This window comes from Acinetobacter sp. 1542444, from assembly GCF_000581835.1.
Classification (GTDB): domain Bacteria; phylum Pseudomonadota; class Gammaproteobacteria; order Pseudomonadales; family Moraxellaceae; genus Acinetobacter; species Acinetobacter pittii.
Genome location: NZ_JEYA01000003.1, coordinates 102,948 through 117,754, shown reverse-complemented (window position 1 = coordinate 117,754; position 14,807 = coordinate 102,948). Strand labels below are relative to the sequence as shown.

At 36.8% G+C, this 14,807-nt stretch carries 12 protein-coding genes and 1 pseudogene; 7 read left to right on the top strand and 6 right to left on the bottom strand.

Annotated elements, in window-relative coordinates; translation table 11 throughout:
• A complete protein-coding gene (locus tag J580_RS12720) occupies positions 1-984 on the top strand; it encodes a lysophospholipid acyltransferase family protein (RefSeq protein WP_081403642.1) in 984 nt (327 codons plus the stop codon).
• Here J580_RS12720 and J580_RS12715 read toward each other — a convergent pair.
• The 3 genes from J580_RS12715 to J580_RS12705 form a co-directional block, all read right to left on the bottom strand.
• Entirely contained in the window at positions 937-3,369 is a 2,433-nt protein-coding gene (locus J580_RS12715) for a DNA internalization-related competence protein ComEC/Rec2 (RefSeq protein ID WP_032004413.1), read from the bottom strand. The genes J580_RS12720 and J580_RS12715 overlap by 48 nt on opposite strands.
• 83 nt (positions 3,370-3,452) lie before the next feature.
• On the bottom strand, positions 3,453-4,139 hold the full coding sequence (gene lolD / locus J580_RS12710) for a lipoprotein-releasing ABC transporter ATP-binding protein LolD (protein WP_032004412.1): 687 nt from the start codon (positions 4,137-4,139) through the stop codon (positions 3,453-3,455).
• Positions 4,132-5,367: a lipoprotein-releasing ABC transporter permease subunit gene (locus J580_RS12705; RefSeq protein ID WP_004790618.1), complete on the bottom strand. Its 1,236-nt coding sequence runs from the start codon at positions 5,365-5,367 to the stop codon at positions 4,132-4,134. The genes lolD and J580_RS12705 overlap by 8 nt, the downstream gene beginning before the upstream one ends.
• A gap of 128 nt (positions 5,368-5,495) precedes the next feature.
• On the opposite strand from J580_RS12705, the pseudogene J580_RS23815 reads away from it, so the two are divergent.
• Positions 5,496-5,597 (top strand): annotated as a pseudogene (locus J580_RS23815) (PilZ domain-containing protein); the annotation flags it as partial.
• A gap of 29 nt (positions 5,598-5,626) precedes the next feature.
• On the opposite strand, the gene J580_RS12700 reads toward J580_RS23815, so the two are convergent.
• Both J580_RS12700 and J580_RS12695 read right to left on the bottom strand, forming a co-directional pair.
• Complete coding sequence (locus J580_RS12700; RefSeq protein WP_032004411.1) at positions 5,627-6,535, bottom strand: DMT family transporter; 909 nt, start codon at positions 6,533-6,535, stop codon at positions 5,627-5,629.
• Between the two features lie 7 nt (positions 6,536-6,542).
• Positions 6,543-7,031: a YaiI/YqxD family protein gene (locus tag J580_RS12695; protein ID WP_014207405.1), complete on the bottom strand. Its 489-nt coding sequence runs from the start codon at positions 7,029-7,031 to the stop codon at positions 6,543-6,545.
• A gap of 246 nt (positions 7,032-7,277) precedes the next feature.
• On the opposite strand from J580_RS12695, the gene J580_RS12690 reads away from it, so the two are divergent.
• Positions 7,278-8,219: a hypothetical protein gene (locus tag J580_RS12690; RefSeq protein ID WP_032004409.1), complete on the top strand. Its 942-nt coding sequence runs from the start codon at positions 7,278-7,280 to the stop codon at positions 8,217-8,219.
• A gap of 238 nt (positions 8,220-8,457) precedes the next feature.
• Here the strand turns inward: J580_RS12690 and serC are convergent, their stop codons facing one another.
• Positions 8,458-9,537 (bottom strand): 3-phosphoserine/phosphohydroxythreonine transaminase, encoded by a 1,080-nt coding sequence (serC, locus tag J580_RS12685; protein ID WP_005067728.1) that lies wholly within the window; start codon positions 9,535-9,537, stop codon positions 8,458-8,460.
• Between the two features lie 385 nt (positions 9,538-9,922).
• Here serC and J580_RS12680 point away from each other — a divergent pair, with 385 nt between their 5' ends.
• From J580_RS12680 to J580_RS12665, 4 genes are read left to right on the top strand one after another with little or no spacing between them, the layout of a single operon-like run.
• Complete coding sequence (locus J580_RS12680; RefSeq protein ID WP_032004408.1) at positions 9,923-11,410, top strand: TolC family protein; 1,488 nt, start codon at positions 9,923-9,925, stop codon at positions 11,408-11,410.
• Positions 11,411-11,422: 12 nt separating this feature from the next.
• Positions 11,423-12,544: an HlyD family secretion protein gene (locus tag J580_RS12675; RefSeq protein WP_032004407.1), complete on the top strand. Its 1,122-nt coding sequence runs from the start codon at positions 11,423-11,425 to the stop codon at positions 12,542-12,544.
• A gap of 3 nt (positions 12,545-12,547) precedes the next feature.
• The gene (locus J580_RS12670) at positions 12,548-13,678 is read left to right on the top strand and encodes an ABC transporter permease (protein ID WP_212750314.1); all 1,131 of its coding nucleotides are present in this window, start codon (positions 12,548-12,550) and stop codon (positions 13,676-13,678) included.
• Positions 13,675-14,772 (top strand): ABC transporter permease, encoded by a 1,098-nt coding sequence (locus tag J580_RS12665; RefSeq protein WP_032004404.1) that lies wholly within the window; start codon positions 13,675-13,677, stop codon positions 14,770-14,772. The genes J580_RS12670 and J580_RS12665 overlap by 4 nt, the downstream gene beginning before the upstream one ends.
• Positions 14,773-14,807 lie beyond the last annotated feature (35 nt).

The following is a 14,807-nucleotide window of genomic DNA, read 5'->3' as shown; positions in this document are numbered from 1 at the left end:
ATGACCAAACTAGATGTAAAAAGCATGAACTATTACTTACTCAAAACTTTTAGCCGTCAACCCATTCAATTTGGACGTTTTATTGCCCGTATGTTGGCAGGGTTAGTCAATACTTTAAAAATTACTAGAACATCAAAAAGTATAGAACTTAACTTACAAATTGCTCTTCCCCACTTAACACCACAGCAACGAATAGATATTACACAACAAGCTATTCGTAACGAGTTAACCTCATACTTCGAGTTTTTAAGTATTTGGGGCTCATCAAATAGTAAGAATATTTCACGTATTCACCATATTGAGGGTGAACATTACTTTCATGAAGCACTAGCAGCAAAAAAAGGTGTGGTTTTGATTGTTCCACATTTTGGTACATGGGAAATCATGAATGCTTGGTGTGCCCAGTTCACTTCCATGACTATTTTATACAAGCCTGTAAAAAATGAAGATGCGGACCGTTTTGTTCGAGAAGCTCGTAGTCGTGAACAAGCCAACTTGGTACCTACCGATGAGACTGGTGTTCGACAAATTTTTAAAGCACTCAAACAAGGCGAAACCACTGTAATTTTACCTGACCATACACCTAATGTTGGTGGGGATATGATCAATTATTTTGGTGTACCACTTGCCTCAAGTAATTTAAGTGCCAAGCTCATCCAAAAAACAAAAGCCAAAGCATTATTTCTTTATGCGATTCGTAATGAACACGACGGTTTTACGATGCATATTGAGCCTATGGATGAGAAGATTTACGAAGGTAGTGCCGATGATGGAACTTTTGTTATTCATCAAGCCATTGAACAACTGATCCAGCACTATCCAGAACACTATCACTGGAGTTATAAACGTTTTAAAGCAAATCCCGCTTTAGATAATATTTACAATATTGATCCGAATGAAGCACTTCAAATTGTAAATAGACTTAAAGCAGAAGCTTCACAAATTCCTGTGAAGCCAAGTACGCTCGAAACGTCGAGTGTATAAAACCATCTCTTGATTGCGAGATACAAAGCTCAATGTTCCTTGCTCAACTGTGCTTTTAAATGGAATATTAAGCTCTTGTATTCTCGCTAAAACCTCTTTGCTTGGATGACCATAACGATTATTAAAGCCAGCAGAAGCAACAACAAGCTTGGGGTCTAACGTCGCTAAGAAGTCGTAAGCTGAACTATGTTTACTTCCATGATGACCTAATACCAGAACATCTACCTTTAAATCAGGATATTCTTTCATGAGTTGATATTCTGCTTCCCACCCTGCATCGCCCATGATTAAATAATTTTGATAGCCATTTACCTGTTTTAAATGAATATAAACCACACAAGAATATTGATTTTGATTTGAAGAAACTAAGTTTAAATCTTTTTCTTTAGGCCAAAGAATTTCAATATCTAATTGTGGATATTGCCATTTTTGACCTTGATGACAATAAGTAAATGGTTTTTTAATTTGCTCTGCCCATAATTCATTTGATATGACTTGTTTAATAGGAAAAGCCTGAGCGATTGAAGGAAATGCTCCGCTATGATCTTGATCGAGATGAGATAGTACGACGTGATCCAGTTGCTTAATTCCCTTTTGACGTAAATATGGAATTACCACATTTTGACCAATACTAAAAGCCTTCTCATCATAAGAACCACCCGTATCAATTAACCATGTCTGCTCTGGATGTTGTAGAAAAATCGCTTGTCCTTGGCCTACGTCTATAATATTTAATTGAACTTGCTGGGACGACTTATCTGGAATGATCAAGGGTAAACAGCACATTAGCCCCCAAGATTTGGGTAAAACCCCACGCGGTAAAAATAAGATAATAATAACGAAGCTAAGGCACACTAAATCAAGTGGTGTCAGGCTAAAACCTTGTAATGGTAGAGATAGCTTCTCTAAAAAGCCAAAACATGTCAGTAGTATACTGATCAGAACATCATTAATTTGAAAAAGTAAACTTCCGAATGAGTTAAAAATAAGCCATACACAAGCTGCAAAAATATTTAAAGGAACAATCACTCCTCCGAGTAAAGGAACTGCAATAATATTTGTAAAAGGAGCAACCCATGTAATCTGTTGAAAGAAAATCAACATTAGAGGACATAAGGCAATAAATATTTTGCCTTGAGATTCAATTAAAATTTTACTGAAAAGAATGATTCTAGATAACAGACTAGTTGAAACAAGATTTGGAGCCTGCTCTATAGTTTGATAAATCCGTAATAAAATAAAGCAAGAACCATAAGATAGCCAAAAACCTGCGGATAAAACACTGAAGGGATCGAAAAGTAAAAGTAGACTTGCACTATAAACTAAAAGTGAAAATGGCTTAACGGGCACTTTAATCAATAACAAAGAAGCAAATAAAAATACTGAGAGTAAAGTTCTTAAAGCGGGAATTTCAAAACCAACAAATGCCGTATAAATCAAAACACCGAAACATAATGGAATCATGGCCCATATTTGTTTAGGTTGACGCAAATAAAGCTGCGGATAATAACGTCTTATTAATTGATGTAATACCCAAGACAACATGATGGCAAAAATGAGTACATGAGGCCCTGAAATGGCTAACAAATGAGAGATTCCTAATTCCTTAAATTGATTTTTAATCTCATCATTTAAGAGACTTTCGTCCCCTGTTAACAAAGCTAATAACAGACCTTTATTTTGCAAAGGAGATTGTTTTAACATTAATCTAAATGTTAGGCGCAACTTTTCAACATTTAACTTTTGTCTGTTAAAGAATTTTTGTTGCTCTTTTAAATGATGTTGATAACCCAACTGATAAATTTCATCAGAGCTTAAAGGCTCAATATGCTGAACACTAAAACCAGACATTATATTTCGTTGAATGAACCACTGTTCTTGGTCAAAAACACCAGCCACTGCGTAACTATGAGCAGGTTTGGTTTTGCCAGAAATTCGATAATAATGACCTAATTTTAATTTTGGCTCATCTATGGCTGAGTTTACTTTTTGATTTTTTAAATATAATAGCCAATTGACGGGATGTAAGGACTGCCCTAATACCTGAACGGGTTGCTGTGTCTTATCTTCTTTTTCTTCACTTATACGGTCGACATACACAATAATATCTAAAGATTTAGGCTGCATTTGTCGCAGTTCTAATCTTTCATTTAAGGCATACTGAGCATATTGATGTCCTATAGTAAAAAAACTAATAGCGCAGACTAAACAGTAAATGGTTTTTAATATGGGGCGATTTAAGAAAATATTTCTCTTAAAAATATAAAAAATAAAGCCCATAACAAGCAAGACTTTACCTAACCACCCATATTGCATTATTAAAGGGATATCTATCCCCATAAATGCAATACCCCCAATCCACCCCATTAAAATAAGTTTTAACATGCAAAGTCATATCATTATCTTTTTAGGGGCAAAATTAAAGCCCAACTAAGTGGGCTTTAACAATGTGATTTAATGACAATTTTTTAAGTACCACTCACCCAGAGTCCATCTTGCATATGCAAAATAGAATCAGCAGCCTGAGCTAAATGCTCATCATGGGTCACAATTAACATTGCCATGTTGAGTTCTTTCTTAAGATCGGTCAGTAATTCAAAAATACCTAGAGCTGTTTTACGGTCTAAATTACCTGTAGGTTCATCGGCCAGAACAACTGCAGGTTTAGTGACTAAAGCACGCGCTAAAGCCACACGTTGGCGCTCACCACCCGAAAGCTCCCCTGGCTTATGATCCATACGATGAGATAACCCAACTCGATCAAGTAAATATTCAGCTTGCGCTTTTACAGATTTAAATTGGCTATCTGCACGAAGCATTAAAGGCATCGCCACATTTTCAAGCGCAGAAAACTCAGGTAATAGATGATGAAATTGATAAACAAAACCGAGGTATTGGTTACGCTGAAAACCACGTTCAGCTTCACCTAAATTATCAAAACGCTGACCATTTAAAAATACTTGCCCTTGAGTTGGCTGCTCTAAACCACCTAGCACATGAAGCAAAGTACTTTTACCTGAACCACTCGCACCGACAATCGAAACAAACTGCCCTGCTTCAACTTGTAAAGAAAGACCTTTAATGACTTCAACTTTAGATTTACCGTCATCAAAATGTTTATATATTTCTTTCGCTTCTAAAACAATTTTACTCATAGCGCAGTGCCTCGGCAGGTTGAACTTTGGCAGCACGAAGTGCCGGATAAATAGTCGCCAAGAAGCTTAAAAGTAAAGAAACAATCACGATAATCGTCACATCTTGCCATCTTAAATAAGAAGGAAGGTAATGTACAAAGTAAGCATCAAATAGATTTAAGCCCAACACATTGTTAAACCATGAAATGATATCACTAATGGTTAAAGCTAAAATTACACCTAAAACCGTACCTGCAACTGTACCAATCACCCCAATCACGGTACCTTGAACCATAAATATTTTAGTGATCATCGACGGCGAAGCGCCTAATGTACGCAAAATTGCGATATCAGATTTTTTATCAGTCACCACCATGACCAATGATGAAACAATATTAAATGCTGCTACCACAATAATAAGGACAAGCAATAAACCGACTAGAGTTTTTTCCATTTGAATGGCATTAAATAAATTACCATGCGTATAGGTCCAGTTCGTCGCATAGAAATTGCTTGGTAAACTTTTTACTAAGTCGTCAGCAACTTGTGGCGCTGCAAAAATATCATCTAGTTTTAAACGGACACCTTGGGCACCATCTGGTAAGCGTAATAAGGTTGAAGCATCGTATAGGGCAATATACCCCACCATAGAGTCGACTTCAGCGCCTACACTAAAAATACCAACCACTTTAAAACGCTTGAAACGAGGTACAACACCTGCTGGAGATGGTGTTGCTTCTGGTAAAACCAATGTCACACTATCATTTAGACGTAAGCCCAATGAATCAGCCATATCTTTACCAAGTACAATACCAAATTCACCTTTTTTAAGTGAATCTAAACTCCCGGCAACAATATGATTTTGAATAATAGAGACATTCTTTTCATATTTTGGGTCAATACCCGTCACCATAATACCAGCGACTTGCCCTTGCGCAGTTAACATACCTTGCAATTGCGTAAAAGGTGCAACCCCTGTTACATGTGGATGATGTTCAACTCGCTTCACGAGTTCAGGCCAATCCGTGAGGATTTGTGTAGATGAAACTGTTGCTTGCGGCACCATTCCTAACACACGGTTTTTCAATTCGCGATCGAAACCGTTCATGACAGAAAGTACTGTAATCAGCACAGCGACACCTAGTGTCAAACCGACCATCGAAACCAATGCAATAAAAGAAATAAAATGATTACTGCGTCTTGCGCGAGTATATCTCAACCCTATATACAGTGAGATTGGTTTAAACATACCTTCTAAATCCAAGGTCATTGATGGAAAATATAAGATGTTGATGGCAAATTGCACCCACATCTACTATTTGGCCATACCGTTAGATGCTGTATTAAGGTTTAAAAATCAGTAAGTTCTGACTTATCCTTAACAATCCTAATATTATATTGCTGCGCTATTTTCTACTAGTTAAGTTGGGAGATCAATTTGATCGTGCATTTCGCTACGAATTAGAACAATTTAATGAATAAGCTCAACAAATTACCCAAATCTTCTCCTATTTAGACTTCATATGTTGAGCAAAGTTCCGGTTTGCCTGAATGTCTTTATAGAAATATAAAAAGAGTCCAGACAAGATAATGAAAGCACCTACAAAAACCATAATTGAAAGTTGTTCATGATTTAAAGCAGCCCCAATCATCATCGCTAACATAGGGGTAATAACTGTCGTTAAAGATAAAGTCGTTGCCTGAATATTTTGTATAAGTTTGAAATAACAGAACATGGCAACGAGTGAAGCCATAAGTACCGTATAAATTAGGGCAAATAGTGATTTGGCTTCTGGCAAATGTGTTGGTGCATATTGCCAAATAAATGGAATAAAACAACTAGCAAAAATAGAAGACACTAAAATAGAGCCTGTTGCCTGAGCCATCGGCTGGATCTGTGCATTAACTTTTTTGACCCAGAAAATTGAAAAAGAATAAACAAATACACTGATCAGCATAAGAATAATACCAAACGGATGCACATGCTGATTTGCACCGCTCAAACAAATAATAGCTAACCCACTGACCGCAATTGCCATACCCAACCATTGCAGCTTATAAAGTTGTTGGCCAAAAGCAAACCGACCAATAAGCCCCGCCATAATCGGTGCTAAGCCAAACATAAGCGCAATCATGCCTGAACTTAAATATTGGGTCGCGGCATAAGTAAAAATTTGAGAACCAATTAAGCTAAAAGATCCGGCAATGTAGCTATGAACTGCTTGTCGATGCGTTGGAAAAGGTGTTCTCAAAATTAGTAATATGATGACAGCCAAAGGCAATGCAATAAAAAAGCGTAATAACAATGCCCACATCAGATGTAAATCAGACACACTCCAGACAATTGCCAACGGAGTTGTTGCCCAGATAAACACTAACAAGGCATAGGTTAGAGCCAAATTGGTTTGCGATGGCATGCGATGCTCACTTAGCTGTTTTACGTTTTTGCTTTAAAATCGTTTGATCTAATGAACTTGAAAATTCACGTTTATCTCGTTCGGAAATAGGAGGCGGTCCACCAGTTTGCACACCTGCACCACGGAGCGTATCCATGAAATCACGTAGATGTAAACGCGCTTTAACATTGGCCGTTGTATAGACTTCACCACGGGGATGAATAGCAACTCCACCTTTCTCAATCACCTGAGCTGCCAGTGGAATATCCTGCGTAATGACAATGTCATTTTCAGTCATACGATCAACTATTTCTTTATCTGCTTGGTCGGCACCACTTAAAACTTGTATTGATTTAATTCGTACTGAAGGCGTAATCCCAACATTTTGATTGGCTACAAAAATAACTTCTAATTGATAACGATCTGACGCACGTAAAATCACTTCACGTAAAATTTTCGGTAAGGCGTCTGCGTCTACCCATAGTTTAAATGGCAGCACGTTATTCTCTATTTCCACTAAAAATATTAGTCTAACAGATGCTTTTCTAAGGTGAGTAAAAATAACGATTAAACTGATTTTTAATTTCAACATTTAATTTTTTTATAAATTAAACGTACTTTTAACTTATAAATAGAAACGGCGCTTCTTTTTAAATGACTAAATACGCGCTTTTACAAGAGAATTTACATATGGTGACTTGAAAAATAGCAAACACCCTCGATTTAATATAACAAGTAATGTGAACCCAACAGCATCGTGCTTATGAAAAATCAAAACAGTCCAGAAGTTATTAAAGTAAATGACCAAAATTTTGGTAGTCATGGAGAACATTGGAATCTATTGACGTCCCATCCCGAAACAGATGTACCAAAATGGTTAGGACTGGCACTTGATGCACCTGTAATGCCAATGGGTTTGTGTGAACATGAAGAAGACATGGACCAATCTTTTTGGCTCATTCAAGGTCCACAAGACCAAAAAGTTACGATCAATCAAATTATTGCTGTTGAAAACCAAAAACCTCGCGCGCTTAAAACAGCCTTCCCAAGTTTTGAAAGTCCGTATCAATATAATGCGAAAATTGAACGCATCATTACTTGTGACTCTGCTACACAAGCCGTGTTGAGTTTAAGACTAAATAAAAATACAACCGTTTATGCATTTGATAATTTATTTAGTGTTAACTACTGTCAATATGACAAAAATCAAAACTATCAAGTCCAATTTAATGCATGGGCTTATGAATTAGAACCTGTTCCAGCAGGTGAAAAAATCATTGTTGATGACCCCGCTTCTATTAAACATCACCGTGCATTAAATGCAATTTTAACTGAACATAATGGTGTTGCTCCTGAAAACTTACAGGAACTCATTAATGAATGGCAACCAAAAACTCCAGAAGATCAAGAACCTGTAACCGTTGATTTTTCTAAAATGGTCGCTTATTTATATGGCGAAAATCTTGGTCAAGAAGATGAAGCATGGTTCCAAGGTAATATTGTTGGTAAAACTTCTATGACATTTATGGGGGCAGAATATACTCTTTATGATGTCACTTTGGTTTTAGAAGATGATCTTCCTGCCATATTAGTGCGCATTGCGACCAAAAACGATTTGTATAAAAACTTTAATATTGGCGAATATATTCGCGGTAATATCTGGATTCAGGCGACTATTTGTGCTAAAAAGAGTGAAACTAATTGAATTTCACTAATATTTTAATAATTAGGTTATTGAATGAAGATTATACCCGAACAAACTACCAGCCTCATTCAATCCAGTAGCCTGCGCGTAAAGGTCGATACTGGTGCGTTTTGCTTTTTTGTCTTGGGTATGTTCTTAGCTGCCATATTCATGCACCAGTTTGGTTTAGTGCCTTTTTAATTTATAACTTATTCAATAAATAAAGCCCTCATTTGAGGGCTTTATTTATTTGATTTGCTTAACCATTACGCTTTGCAAAATCATCCATAAAGTTGATTAAAGCCTGTACGCCTTCTAATGGTACGGCATTATAAATACTTGCACGCATACCGCCGACAGAACGGTGGCCAGCTAAATTCAACAAGTGATTAGCTTCCGCTTCTTTTAAGAATTGCTTTTCTAAAGCTTCGTCTGCCAATGTAAACGGTACATTCATAATTGAACGGTTTGGAATTGCGATCGGGTTATTGTAGAAATCACTTGAGTCGATATAACCATATAACAACTGAGCTTTTTCAAGGTTTACTTTATGAATAGCCTCTACCCCACCCTGCTCTAGCAACCATTCAAATACCAAACCAGACAAGTACCAAGCGTAAGTCGATGGTGTATTTACCATAGAACCATTTTTGGCTTGGTCGCCATATTTTAAAATACTTGGAATTTCTGGTTTAGCTTGATCAAGTAAGTCATCACGAATAATGACAATTGTTAAACCAGCAGGACCAATATTTTTTTGTGCGCCAGCATAGATTAAACCAAACTTGGTCACATCTAATGGAGCAGATAAAATACTTGATGAATAGTCACAAACAAGTGGCGCTTTTACATCAGGAATTCCTGCGAACTGTAAGCCACCAATCGTTTCATTATCCGCATAATGTACATATGCTGCATCATCAGATAAATTCCATTCGCTTTGTTCAGAAATTGCGAACTTGCCATCTACTTTAATGCCAGCTTCTACAACATTAATATCGCCATAACGTTTTGCTTCTTTTAACGCTTTTTCAGACCAGATGCCTGTGTGAATATAATCGGCTTTACTGTTCTTACCTAAAAGGTTTAAAGGAATAGCAGAAAATTGTAATGACGCACCGCCTTGTAAAAACAGTACTTTATAGTTTTCTGGAATGTTCATTAACTTGCGTAAATCTGCTTCAGCTTTTTCAGCTACAGCAACATAGTCAGCACTACGGTGACTCATTTCCATGATGGATAGACCTTTACCCTGCCAATCCAACAATTCTTGTTGAGCTTTTTCTAAAACGGCAGTAGGTAATGCAGCAGGACCAGCACAGAAATTGTACGCGCGCATGATTTTTCCCTTGTATAAAGTCAAACACAATAAAAATGGCATTTAACCACAGATTGCTTAAGCTTGCAGCAGCTTCTCAAGTAAATATTTCAATGCTGGACTGTATTTAGGTTTATTTTTTCAATTATTGTTGTCGTTATTTCTTTAGTTTTAATAATCAGCTTCCTCATTTAAAAAAATTTTTAAGCAAAAAGATCAACTTGACTTGTGATTATCATTTCACATACCTTGATAGCTATTACAAAAATATTGGCTTAGTAAATTCAATAATTAAAGGAGCTAAAAACCACCATGTTTTTATACAAATGTATAATAAACAAGATGATAATTGAATTTAATAACAAGAAATTTAAACTATAAGGGATGCCAAAAATTGTTATTTAAAATGCCAACACATCGATATAGACAGTCTATTTTTCCCTTTTCATTTAAACCAAAACATCTTGCTTTGGCTTTAGGCTTTTTTTTCACTAATCATTTATACGCTGGAAGCTTAAGTTATGCCGAAGCAGAACAACAAGCTTTAAAAAGTTCATACAGTACTCAAGCCAACCAAGCATTACAGCAAGCATCTCAATTAGAAGCTGAAGCAGTAAAGGGCCTCGGATTACCTAGAGTTGATTTGAATGTCAGAGCCTACGCTTTTCATAGTGAAACAGATGTACCTCTTGGGGCTTTTAAACAAAAACTTGAAAATGATTTAAGCCAAGGACTCAACGATAAACTTTCACAGTGGAACAATGTCATTCCATCAGATGTGCTGGGACAAGTTCAAGAAGGCGCAAACCAAACCATACATGATGGTATAAATCGCTTTCCTGATTATGCGAATCTGACTATCGAAGATCAGGTGGTACGCCCTTCGATTTCAGTCGTAATGCCACTCTATACAGGCGGCTTAACCAGCAGCGCTAAAAAAATAGCTAATATACAAGCACAGCGCTCTGAGCTTTCAAGCCAACAACAGCAAGATATACAGCGATTTGAAGTAGTACAAAGTTACTTTAATGTGCAATTACAGCAGCAGCTGGTCGCAAGTAGCTTATTTAACTTTAATGCGATGCAAAAACATTACAGCAATGCCCTAAAGCTGGAACAACAAGGATTTATTAGTAAAGGGCAACGCATGCAGTTTGAAGTCGCGCGTAATAATGCAGAACGTACTTTACAAAATACTCAAGCCAACTTAAACGCCAGCCGCTTTAGCCTTAATAATCTTTTACATCAACAAAATAATGTCGATTTAAGTACACCGTTATTTGTAAATAACACTCCAAGCCAGCCTCTAGAATCACTTTTAACCAGTTATTCGCAAAAATCTAGCCTTGTACAAAAAATGCAGATGGATACTCAACTGGCTAATGTCAATATTCAAGCTCAACAAGCCGCAAAAAAACCAAGTCTATTTGCATTTGGTGAATATGCGCTTGATGAAAATGAAAACTGGATTGTCGGTGTAATGGCAAAATACAACCTATTTTCTGGGGTAGATAAAAATAAGAATATTCATGCTGCCGAATTAAAGCGCTACGCTTCTGAACTCATGACTGAACGAACTAAACAAGAGATTGAAGCACTTTTGAATAAATCATATAACGAGCTTAACTCTGCTCAACAAAGTCATCAGCTTTTACAAAGAAACGTAAATGCTGCTCAAGAAAACCTACGTATTCAAGAACTTTCTTTTCGTGAAGGAATGGGTACAGCAACCCAAGTGATTGATGCGCAAAATGCATTAAGTGCCTTAAAAACTGAAATGGCTTTAAATGCTTATAAATATGTCATGTCACTCGCGACTTTACTACAAAGTCACGGCTCAATTGACCAATTTAAAGCTTATGTCAATCAACCACATACCGACTATATTCGTTAATAGGAGTATAAAATGAATCAAGACTCAGCTCATTCAGAACAAGATTCTCCTGTTGCGGATACGGCAGAAACCAACCAAATTAAAAAAGATGATCAAGTTAGTGACCATCAAGAATCAAACACAAATAAAGATGGTCAAACCCCCCCTAAAAATTCCAAAATTAAACTGATTATTAGTGTAGTCATTATTGCCCTATTAGGTTTAATTATTTTTGGTTTGTGGAAAAGCTATCAACCGAAACCTATTGAACTACAAGGCCGTGTTGAAGCCGAGACTATTCACGTAAGTACAAAGGTTCCAAGTCGTATTGAAGAAATTTATGTACAAGAAGGCCAGAAAATTTCCAAAGGCCAGCCACTTGTTCGTTTGGTTAGCCCTGAAATAGAAGCTAAAAAGCAACAAGCCTTGGCTACCTTACAATCGGCTTTAGCATTTCAATCTACGGTAGACCGCGGTTCGCAACAAGAAAATATCGATACTCTCTATGCCAACTGGCAAAGCACCAAAGCACAAGCAAACTTGGCAAAAACCACTTACCAACGCGGTGAAAATTTATATAGACAAGGTGTCATTTCACGTCAAAGACGAGATGAAATGCTCGCAGCACAGACCTCTGCTCAAGAATTAAGTGAAGCCTCTTATCAACAATATGCTCGTGCTAAACGTGGAAGTACTAGCCAGCAAAAATCTACAGCAGATGCACAAGTTGAAATTGCAAAAGCAGCGGTAAGCGAAGCAAAAGCACTGGAAGCAGAGACACGCTTACTCTCACCTATTTCAGGTACGGTTTCAAAAACTTATGGTAAACCTTCCGAATTAGTCGCTATGGGCGTGCCTGTTGTTAGCATTTTAGAAGATGATGATTTATGGGTAAGTTTAAACGTGGGTGAAAACCAATACGCTTCTGTTTATAAAAGTAAAACCCTTGAAGGATTCATAACTGCTCTTAATCAGAATGTGAATTTTAAAATTAAGAATATTGACGCTGAAGGTGAATTTGCCACCATTAAAACGACTCGCCAAACTGGAGGCTATGATATTCGTAGCTTCAAATTACATCTGGTGCCTGAAAGTCATGTCAAAGATTTAAAGGTTGGTATGAGTGTTCTATTTAAAATTAAAGAAGAAAAATAAAGCATGTTTGCCAGTATATTACGGGAACTAAACTATCTAAAAAGCAATAAATGGGATTTGTGTATGGTGACACTTATCCCTGCTTTTATCATTTTTTTGTTTAGCAGCATGTTTTATGCAGGTAAAGCTGAACATTTACCAATTGCGATTATTGATCAGGACCAAAGTGAACTCAGCCGTAATATTGAAAAATATCTTTCGTTAAATCATACGGTAGATATTAAAACGATTACGGCAAGCTCAACTGAAGCTGAACAATTACTTAACGAAACTAAAATATGGGGTTACGTTTTTATTCCAGACGGTGCTGAAAAACGCTTCGTTAAAGCACAAGATGCTCAAATCAGCATTGCATTTAACCAGTCTTTTTTTAGTGTCGGAAATACCATTTCTTCAGCAATGCTAGTCAGTACCCTCAATGCTTTAGCAGACTATGCTGGTCAAAGTTATCTTGTAAATAGTATTCCCTATTTAGATGTTCCTACAGCTCATGTAAAAATCTCAACGCTTTATAATCCAAGCATGAGCTATGAGTTTTATTTAGAACCTTTCATGGTTCCTGCTGTATTGCACTTATTGCTGTGTTGCTGTGTTGCCTTTGCTATTGGACAAGAACTTAAACGTGGCACATTAACAGCATGGGTAAACCGAGAAAGTTTTATTCAAGGCTTACTGGCTAAAAATCTGCTTTATAGCCTTATATTTTGTGCATGGACATGGTTATGGATGTTTTGGCTAGTCGAAATCCGTGGCTGGTTCGTAGCAGGTTCTCTTAGTTTATTGTTATGTGCACAGTTTTTACTCTATTTTGCCTACGCTTTGATTAGTAGCACCGTCATTCTTGCAACCAAAAATTTAAGTAAAACTTTTGGCTTTATCGCGGTATATGGTGGGTCTTCTTTAAGTTTCGCAGGCGTTACGCTACCTTTAAATAATGCGCCTATTTTCACCAAGTTTTGGTCACTCATTATTCCGTATACACCTTATGCTAAGCTTCAAACCGAACAATGGGTGATCGGCAGTCCAATTTTCATTTCAATAATTCCTTTTTTAATACTTATCGGTTATTGCCTGATTTACTTCCTTTTAAGTTGTCTGCTTCTTAAAAAATTAGTTCGAGGGGCAACGCAATGAAAGAGTTTCTAAATGCATATTTGCAAACTTTTAAAGATATTGTAGGAAACAGTTCAGTTTTCACAACTCTGATTTTATCGGTCATTCTTTATAGTTTTTTTTACCCTACCGCCTATAAAGCTGAGCGGGCAGAATCTATTCCTATTGTCATTGTTGATGAAGAACAAAGTCTCTTAACTTCTCAATTAATCGGTCAAAGTGCAAATAGTCCCCATGTTCATATTGTTACTGTTACAAGCAATTTCTTACAAGCAGAACAAATGGTTCGTGAACAAAAAGCCGATGGTATTTTACTTTTACCAAGTAACCTAACGCAAAGCTTACGCCGTGGAGAAACAGGCGGAATTGGCTTATATTTAAGTACAACCAACTTTTTAAAAACTAAAGAAATTGGTTTAGGCTTAGCTACATCCATCGAAGCGACCTTAAAAGAATATGTCGAAAAATTTGGAGAGCGCACTCATTTCCAACCCGCACTTTCTATTCATCAGGTTCCTTTATTTAACCCCCTTGCAGGCTATGGAAGTTATATTTTTCCGGCTGTTGCCTCTTTAATTATCCATCAAACCATTGTATTAGGTTTAGCGATGCTGATTGCAAGCTACCGTGAGCAACACCAAAAAATTACAGCTGTTCGCTTCGCTGGAATTTTCACAAGTATATTTACCATTGGTTGTTTAAGTAGTTTTTATCTTTTTGGTTTTACGCTATGGTTCAATGACTATCCACACGGTGGAAATTTTATAGGTCTCCTCATTGCCGTTCCAATTTTTATTAGTTGTATTATTGGACTAGGCATGTTGATCGGTTCACTTTTAGATATGCCGGAACGTGCCGGACATATTATTGTGTTTAGCTCTGTACCTTTATTCTTACTAACTGGAGCTGCTTGGCCTCATCAAGCAATGCCTGAATGGTTACAATGGTTTGCGTGGTGTTTACCCTCAACACATGCGGTACAAATGTTTGTGCAACTTAACCAGATGGGTGTTCCATTAGCCACGGTTGTACCAAAGCTGATATTTCTTGGGACCCTTGGATTAATATTGGTGGGTTTATCTTATTATCGGCTTGTAAAAAAATCTTCTTCATAAAATAAAAAAAGAAGCTTATGCTTCCTTTTTTATTT

Excerpts from the sequence above, each read along its gene's own strand:
- J580_RS12720 (WP_081403642.1), top strand. The coding sequence starts at position 1 with ATGACCAAACTAGATGTAAAAAGCATGAACTATTACTTACTCAAAACT.
- J580_RS12715 (WP_032004413.1), bottom strand. The coding sequence starts at position 3,369 with ATGTTAAAACTTATTTTAATGGGGTGGATTGGGGGTATTGCATTTATG.
- lolD (WP_032004412.1), bottom strand. The coding sequence starts at position 4,139 with ATGAGTAAAATTGTTTTAGAAGCGAAAGAAATATATAAACATTTTGAT.
- J580_RS12705 (WP_004790618.1), bottom strand. The coding sequence starts at position 5,367 with ATGTTTAAACCAATCTCACTGTATATAGGGTTGAGATATACTCGCGCA.
- J580_RS12700 (WP_032004411.1), bottom strand. The coding sequence starts at position 6,535 with ATGCCATCGCAAACCAATTTGGCTCTAACCTATGCCTTGTTAGTGTTT.
- J580_RS12690 (WP_032004409.1), top strand. The coding sequence starts at position 7,278 with ATGAAAAATCAAAACAGTCCAGAAGTTATTAAAGTAAATGACCAAAAT.
- serC (WP_005067728.1), bottom strand. The coding sequence starts at position 9,537 with ATGCGCGCGTACAATTTCTGTGCTGGTCCTGCTGCATTACCTACTGCC.
- J580_RS12680 (WP_032004408.1), top strand. The coding sequence starts at position 9,923 with ATGCCAACACATCGATATAGACAGTCTATTTTTCCCTTTTCATTTAAA.
- J580_RS12675 (WP_032004407.1), top strand. The coding sequence starts at position 11,423 with ATGAATCAAGACTCAGCTCATTCAGAACAAGATTCTCCTGTTGCGGAT.
- J580_RS12670 (WP_212750314.1), top strand. The coding sequence starts at position 12,548 with ATGTTTGCCAGTATATTACGGGAACTAAACTATCTAAAAAGCAATAAA.
- J580_RS12665 (WP_032004404.1), top strand. The coding sequence starts at position 13,675 with ATGAAAGAGTTTCTAAATGCATATTTGCAAACTTTTAAAGATATTGTA.